The organism is Desulfocicer niacini, assembly GCF_054657595.1.
This window is the reverse complement of the sequence record NZ_BAAHYK010000010.1, coordinates 136,548-143,817: the sequence shown is the minus strand read 5'-3', so window position 1 is coordinate 143,817 and position 7,270 is coordinate 136,548. Positions and strand designations below refer to the sequence as shown.

Genomic DNA, 7,270 nt, shown 5'->3' with positions numbered 1-7,270 from the left:
TTCATTTAAGTGCGCTATGTTTTTTGAGATATCATCTTTAATATTAATTTTTTTCTTTTGGTTTTCATCATGATGCTTCATGACTTTATGCAATTTTTTCATTTGGTCTTTTTTGATCAAATTTGTCGTAAAGTGAATTGGTTTTTCAATGAATCTTAAAATTTTAAAGAAAATTTTTCGCAATAAATACATAAGGATGGCTGCGAAGACTATTAAACCTACAACTTGAAGGTGATCAACAAGAATGTTTTCAAAAAGGTGGATTAGGTAATCTGATACAGTTTGGGAAAAAGTTTTAAGTATGTCTATCACTGATTAGTCTCCGATTAACTCTGTTATTTTTTCCTTAATAACTTTAGAATCAACATCATATTTGTAGAAAAAGCTAATATTAGGGTCAATTTTTTTGATTTTGTCATTTATTGAATATGAACTAGTTACAACACTAACAACTATTATGGGAGTTTTGGTGTCTTGTTGCCTTATATGTTTTATCAATTCAATTCCAAAATATATCTCTCGTATCTTCAATAAATCTTCTTTCGAGGTTACTTTTTTCCCGCTAGGCAAAATGATATCAACAACATACAAGTCAAACTGATTTGCTGCAATTTCTTCAATAGCTTTTTTATAATTGTCTACTCGTTTAATTGAATAATTTTCAATTCCCCGCGAAAACGTATCAAACTGGTTTTCTTCATCCTCTATCCATAATATAGATTTCATAAACAAATTCTCCTTATTTAAAGTAGTATGGAAGATTTATGGTCAACCTTGTTAAATAGGGGTCATTATATTCATCATCACCCTTTAAAATACTTTCGATCGTAACACTTCCTCTATGGGCCTCAATAATTTTTTTAACCTGGTACAAGCCTAACCCAGATCCGGTTCTATGTTTGTCAGATGATAATAATCCTCTAACATTTTCTTCAAAAATTTTTTCGATTTCCTCTGGTAGTATACCAATTCCATAGTTTGATATCTTTATCTGAAAGTGTGTTGCATGGTTGCTACATACAGTTTGAATAGTTCTTGGTTGCTCAGAACTTTGACCATAGTATGAATATTTGACAGCATTTTGGTATACGTTTATAAGGACTCTCATAATCAGAGTGCGATCTATGTAAATGTATCTGTTGTCCAGATTTATTTTTTTTATCTTCTCAAATTTTACGTTTTTTTCATCCCCCATTGAAAAGAAAATTTTCATTGCACAGAATAGTAATTTAATCATATTGCATCTTTTTATATTCAAATGGACATTTTCAAGGTTTAATGATGTAAAAATATTTTCAATGATGTTTGTAAACAAGTATGAATTGTTTTTAGCAGAAACTAATGTATTAATTATTTCATCTAATTTGTCTGATTCAAAAGTTATTTTTCCATCGGTTAGTGGTTGGTTACGCAGCTCATCTATAGCTTTTGATATAGTTCCTCTTACGGTAATATTGGGATCATGGAGTTCATGCCTCAGGAGGTTAATTTTTTTTATTCTATTGGTTGTGTGTTCAATTATGTCCACTAAGCTATTTTTAGCTTCAAGCAAACGGGTTCTAATCTGGTCATCGAAGTTTTCTATTCTTTTTACTGACGAATAAGCCTTCTTTATTCCTTGGATTGCATCTGGGTGGATTTCATATCGTTCTTTTAATTCACTTAATTTTAAATTGAATTGGCTATCTGATTTTGAGATATTATCACGTTTTGTTAATTTAACTTGTCCGGTTATTAATGATCCATAAAAAAAACCATCATGGAATATAGGTAGGGATATATTATATAGTCCACAGTGGCATCTTTTCACGACTGGGGCATCAGAACCATTAAAAAAGGCCGATGAAGTTCTATGCTCATGGTTACTCTCACATTCTTGCCTTAGAAGCGTGTTTTTTAAAAAAAATTCACATATTGGTGAAAATTTAGAACGATCCCCCCAGATTACCTTACCCGACCCATCATATAATGCTATTTGGAGATTTGTATCTATCTGGTATGATGTAAATATTTGATGAATTATGGACAAATTATTATCTGTTACAAACCCCCTGCTAAGCTCTTTATTAATGAGATCAGTCTCAGTCTCTGCCATGTTATTGATTCCTATTTTATGTAAATATTGTGTAGCCAGCTTGATAGTCCGCACCGCATTCTGGCGGTGTAGCCGCAAAAAAAATACGTTTAAGTTGAGTATGTTTGATTTTATTTGTCATCGGTTAGTTAATATTTTTCGTATTCGTCATAAATATAGATTCATAAAATCTGAAAAAGAATCGCGGAGCGCCGGAACAAGGAGCTGGACGCAGTCGGCACCGCGATTCACGGCGGCGCAGCCGCCGTGAACGCTGCACTTCAGCGAGCTGGGCGGCGAATCGAGACAGGCGGCCAGAAGGCTGAAGCGGTTGATAAAAGACAGCAGTAAACGAAGGCGCGCTCCCGCCCAGTCCGCTGCAAGTGCTTGTTCTCTCATCATATTCAACGCCGGTTCATGTTAGAGAAAGCCTTGCGGACCTTTGTCCGAGAGGGAGACGGCCTTGAAATTTGTTTTTGATTGAGACGGAAACTGCTTTTCAAAGTTGTGAAAACCTTCACCGAAGTGAGCCACCCGAAAAGAGACGGCAAGTCAAATAATCGAAAGCCTTCGATAAGGCGAATCACCCGAAAAGCGAATTCCTTCCTTCATATCTTCGATTTTCGAAAAGAGCAAAATAAAAACTTCCACAAGGCGAAAGTGTTTTTGTTCATGAAGGTGGTGGAAACAACCAACAAATCCTAATCTGTCCTGAGAGGCCATCATAGGAAGAGAACACTGCTCTTCTGCGGTCGCGCTTTTTGCGATCCGTAGCAAGAGCATGGTTGGGAAACAATTTAAAAGTACCGTTAGAAAACCGAATCAGATAACATCAAAATTGTCTATAATTTCAGTCATGACAGATTATTGCGATGGACAGGTATTTTCTTGTAAACGACGCCATAGGTCCTGATCACCAGGCGGCATCTCGCCCATAAACGGAAATCAAAAAACAATGAGACCATTGTATTTAGGACAATTTAATGTTCTTTTCCAACCAATGTTCCAAAGCATCAATACGAACGAAATGCGACAAAACTTCATAGGGAGGGTACCGCATCCACCAGTAAATATCTCGGCTCACATAAATTTCAACAATTGATAGAGAACTATCTGAATCAGCCTTAGGCCATTTCAATAATGTCCGTACCCTATCAAATTTTTCTTCAACAAATTTACGCCTACGTTCAATTTTGGCAAATTGACCGCGTTTGGATCCCCTACCAAAAATACGCTCTCGAAGTCTTCTGGCATCCTTTATACAAAACGGCGGTTGATTATATTTACACTCAATCAATAGCCATTTATTTTTATCGGGATAGTACGCTAAAACGTCGTAATCACCAACGTCTTCAAATCTTTCTTTTGGGAAACGTCTCTTAAAATCAATGCCGCGTTCAATATACGTGGCGAATCTTGAGCAAACTTCATAAGTTTTAGTTTCAAGGGATGATTCTATTTCTTTTTTAATATTTCGAATTGCAATTTTAATGTTTTTCCATTGAAAATCAGCAGGTAAATACCCATTAACTATTTGGCCCTTCCATATACTCAATGATTTATTTACGAATGTGGGGCCCCATGAAAGATTCATACCGTCTTGAGTTGGGACTAATGGGCGAATCGCATATCTATGACCACGTTTTCTGTGCTCCCAAACAGGTACATCAGATTCGACTGTATCTTTATTGATTAGACGACGTATTTTTTGGGGGTCAAGAGTCATAAAAGAAACAAGTTTTTCCGCATTTTTCTTATCCAAATTATCTATTGCACGGACTAACTCATTGATAATGTCATTCGGCTTGGCTGTATAGCGAAAAGCCAAATCAGACTTTCCCCTCGTAGTTTGCCAATGAGATAATACATGATGTGCTTCAAAAAAATGTGTAAAAGTGAAGCCTGTGTCCTTTATAAAAGCATCATCAAGAATAGATTGAACCTCTTTTACGCTTCGTATAAAATTTGCTTCATCTTTTTCATTCAATCCAAGCCCTAATTCAGCTTCAGACATTTCTAATGCAAATGCACGTTCCTTCTCCTTCCGATTTTCAGAATAAAATACTTCTGGAATATAAAAATCATTGATATTAAGCCCTGCAACTTCCAATTCGTTGTGAAGAATATCACTTGCTAAGTATAGAACAAATAACCAATCAATATTTGCCATCAATTTAACTACATCATCGGGGGTGGGATTTATTGCCCCAGAAGTTTGCAAACTTGCAGTGCACTCCAGAAGGTAGCGCAAATTCCTGGTATCTTTGATATAATTATCTTTTGTCTCCCATAGTTCTTGATTTCTATCATAATCGACCTCGTGTTCAAGGCTATGTCTTAATCGATTGATTTTTTCGTGGTACTTTGCAGTGTGGGAGTCTATCAGTTCTATAGAAATTTGTATTATTGAATCTCTTTCAAATCGATCTATTTTTCGATGGATGAACTTTCTATAGGAATCTCTTGAAGAGTCAATCATTTTCTTTGCTTCTTTTAATTCAAATCGTCCAGGTTTAAGCCCTTGCTCCTTTAAGACTATTGCCAAATCTTTCCGAGCTCCTTTATAATGCCTATCTTCGGGAATAATTGGATTAGCATGGTCTGGGGCATCGACCTCTCTTTGAACAGTTGTCAGAGAAAATCTGTGCTGTCTATTTTTCGTTTTTTCTAAAGAAAGAGTGACTTGATCATCAATGGTTTGATTTATTCTTTTTGAAATATTTGAGAGCCATTGTATCAGGGAGTAGGACTCAAAGGATGCATCTAAAGGTTTTTTCAGTTTTGAAAAAACCATAGACAAATTCACATCGATAGACACCTCAACCGTATTCTTTTTATCTATTACCCTCCAATTTGAAAACAGTTCTTTCCTATGATCTCCGTTCCCATTTTCGCCTTCTTCTGAGATTAAAGCATCTTTATTCGGAAAACACTTAGTAACAATGCTTTTATTCTTAAAAATTGGAACTTCATGAATTAAACCTGCTCTTTCGGAGATGGAGTCTGCAAGACAATGAGCAAAAAGTCCAAGAGTGCGATTATTTGCTTCATCATATAGATCTACCTCTATTCGAAAAAGGAAATGAATTCCACATTGCCCTATCGAAGTGTACCACGAATACCAATACCCGCATTTTGTAGATAAACATTTCAAACGATGGTTTTCTGAATCAATAATAGTCCAGTTATATTTCTCACCATATGGTAAGCTTACAGGAGCGTTCTTCCAAAACTCACTTAGTTCTTCATAGCGCCAATTAGATCCTGTATGAGGATCTAAAAAGAGCATATCTGGGTTTATTGCCCCATCAATCAAAATCTCGTTATTGTTGCGGAAAGATCCTAACTTGTCACTAAGACCAGACATTGGCAGCATCAAATTTTTGCTTTCATCAACATAGTCCCAAAAACGACTAAGCTCTGAAAAATCTTTTATTGAATCAAATAATGTTACAAAATCATTAAGAAAAACAATTTTCGATAATTCTAACTTCGGAGGTTCGTGAAATCGTGTATCTAAGGAGGTTGAAACTGCAACAGCTAAAATGCGAACGTCTTTAACAACTCCTGAGGTACAAAGTTTAAGTGCTTGGTTTGACTCTTTGACAAGAACGCCCCACTCCCCGCCACCCAATATTAACTTTTTTACATCCCGCTCAATCTGAACCAAAGAAGTTAGTTGTTTTTCATGAATTACTACAACGAACTCAATCCATGACTCAAAAAAAATAACAGATGCAAAGGTATAAGGAAGTTGAGAATTTTTTGATAAAAGCATAAATGGATCTGTAAAGATTTTCCGTTTATCCATTCGTTGCTTTAAATATTGTGCTATATTTCGAATTACTGTGATATCAATATTGCTATTCTTGGGATCTATACGATCAGACCAAAATTGAACCACCACAGACAAAGCGGACCGCAAAGAAACGGGATACAAATCACCAGCAATGTCAATAAAAATTGCGGGCAACACTCCCCCAGTCATAACTAAATTACTGAATTGCGTCATGGTTTTTACAGAATTGATTGACCCCTGCTTAATTATCAAATCAGGGGTGAGTTTCCAATTGTCGCAGAAGTTATCTTTTGTTGTTGATAGAGTAGTATAACATTGCTGCCAAAAAGACTCTGATGGTGTTGAAATGTCTCCAGGTGAGATACCTACGATATCTCCGACATCTTTCCTGTTAATGTTTGAAATCACATAATTTTGAATTTTCTGAGCTATAACAAGATCGGCTATAGCATTTTCATTCGAACTATTACATATTTTAAAGGCTTCAACAAAATCAACAATTCGCTCTACAGGACCGCCATAAAAAACATTAGATGGCGTTCCTTGAATTAATGTTTTTATATCCCCCCAATCTGGTTCTGGGAGGTAATCTTCAAGCATAATGAAATTCGGCAGGACCTCATACACCTTTTCAATAAACTCTTTGAAGTTGGCGTAAGATTCTATTTTTACTTTTGGGTTAAATTGATTAGAGCTCATTGAAGCAAATGTTGCTAATGCGAACCAGTGCTTTACAGGGCTTCCTATATTGGGTAGCCACAGTTCAGAAACACCAAGCGATAGCCAGATGTCAGTTGCATTATATTTAGAAAAAAGCTTTTTGAGTTCAATACCAGGTTCCTTCAAACTATCTTCGCTAGACTCTCCACTAAATGAAGCATTTGGAAAAGTGATCATTTCCTGATTATGATCCGGACTTATGGAAGCATTCTTCCTTGCTCTATTTTGTTTTTGTTGTATAGCTTTCTTTTTTTTGATCGCACTGCTTTTTTTACGCTTCTCATGTTTTTTTTGTCGATTTTTACTTTGTTTTTTCTTTTTCATATATATAGATCCATTATCATTTCTGAAAAACGGCTGTGGCTTGCCAAAATGCGATCATGCATAATATCAAGGGAATACAGGCTTTCCAAAATTTAATCAGCCTTATTCCACACTCCCAAAAAAGAACAAGTACTTGTGTGGTTCTGTGTAACTCACTTCATTATGATTTATTTGTTATATTTGACAATAATATATAAGTCAAGTATAGTTTTTTCTAACTGGATAACACCATAATTTGAATATTATCGGGATTAGATACCATGATCAAAATGCCAGAGGCACTCCGCAAAAAATATGACCACTTGTTAGCGACTGGCAGTGTTCCGTCAAAGGAATATGCTGCATATAAGAAA

Annotated in this window: 5 protein-coding genes; all 5 read right to left on the bottom strand. The window is 35.7% G+C overall.

Annotated elements, in window-relative coordinates:
- Window positions 1-312, bottom strand: a 312-nt coding sequence (locus tag ACYQ2M_RS07445; RefSeq protein ID WP_459915700.1) for a hypothetical protein, incomplete at its 3' end; no start/stop codon positions are given.
- A gap of 3 nt (window positions 313-315) precedes the next feature.
- Window positions 316-726 (bottom strand): response regulator, encoded by a 411-nt coding sequence (locus tag ACYQ2M_RS07440; RefSeq protein ID WP_459915699.1) that lies wholly within the window; start codon window positions 724-726, stop codon window positions 316-318.
- Window positions 727-739: 13 nt separating this feature from the next.
- Window positions 740-2,095 (bottom strand): PocR ligand-binding domain-containing protein, encoded by a 1,356-nt coding sequence (locus ACYQ2M_RS07435; protein WP_459915698.1) that lies wholly within the window; start codon window positions 2,093-2,095, stop codon window positions 740-742.
- A gap of 147 nt (window positions 2,096-2,242) precedes the next feature.
- Complete coding sequence (locus tag ACYQ2M_RS07430) at window positions 2,243-2,476, bottom strand: hypothetical protein (RefSeq protein WP_459915697.1); 234 nt, start codon at window positions 2,474-2,476, stop codon at window positions 2,243-2,245.
- Window positions 2,477-3,044: 568 nt separating this feature from the next.
- Complete coding sequence (locus ACYQ2M_RS07425; protein ID WP_459915696.1) at window positions 3,045-6,917, bottom strand: hypothetical protein; 3,873 nt, start codon at window positions 6,915-6,917, stop codon at window positions 3,045-3,047.
- Between the last annotated feature and the right edge of the window lie 353 nt (window positions 6,918-7,270).

What these genes read in the sequence shown, in the direction of transcription:
- ACYQ2M_RS07430 (WP_459915697.1), bottom strand. Translation starts at nt 2,476, where the DNA reads ATGATGAGAGAACAAGCACTTGCAGCGGACTGGGCGGGAGCGCGCCTT.
- ACYQ2M_RS07440 (WP_459915699.1), bottom strand. Translation starts at nt 726, where the DNA reads ATGAAATCTATATTATGGATAGAGGATGAAGAAAACCAGTTTGATACG.
- ACYQ2M_RS07425 (WP_459915696.1), bottom strand. Translation starts at nt 6,917, where the DNA reads ATGAAAAAGAAAAAACAAAGTAAAAATCGACAAAAAAAACATGAGAAG.
- ACYQ2M_RS07435 (WP_459915698.1), bottom strand. Translation starts at nt 2,095, where the DNA reads ATGGCAGAGACTGAGACTGATCTCATTAATAAAGAGCTTAGCAGGGGG.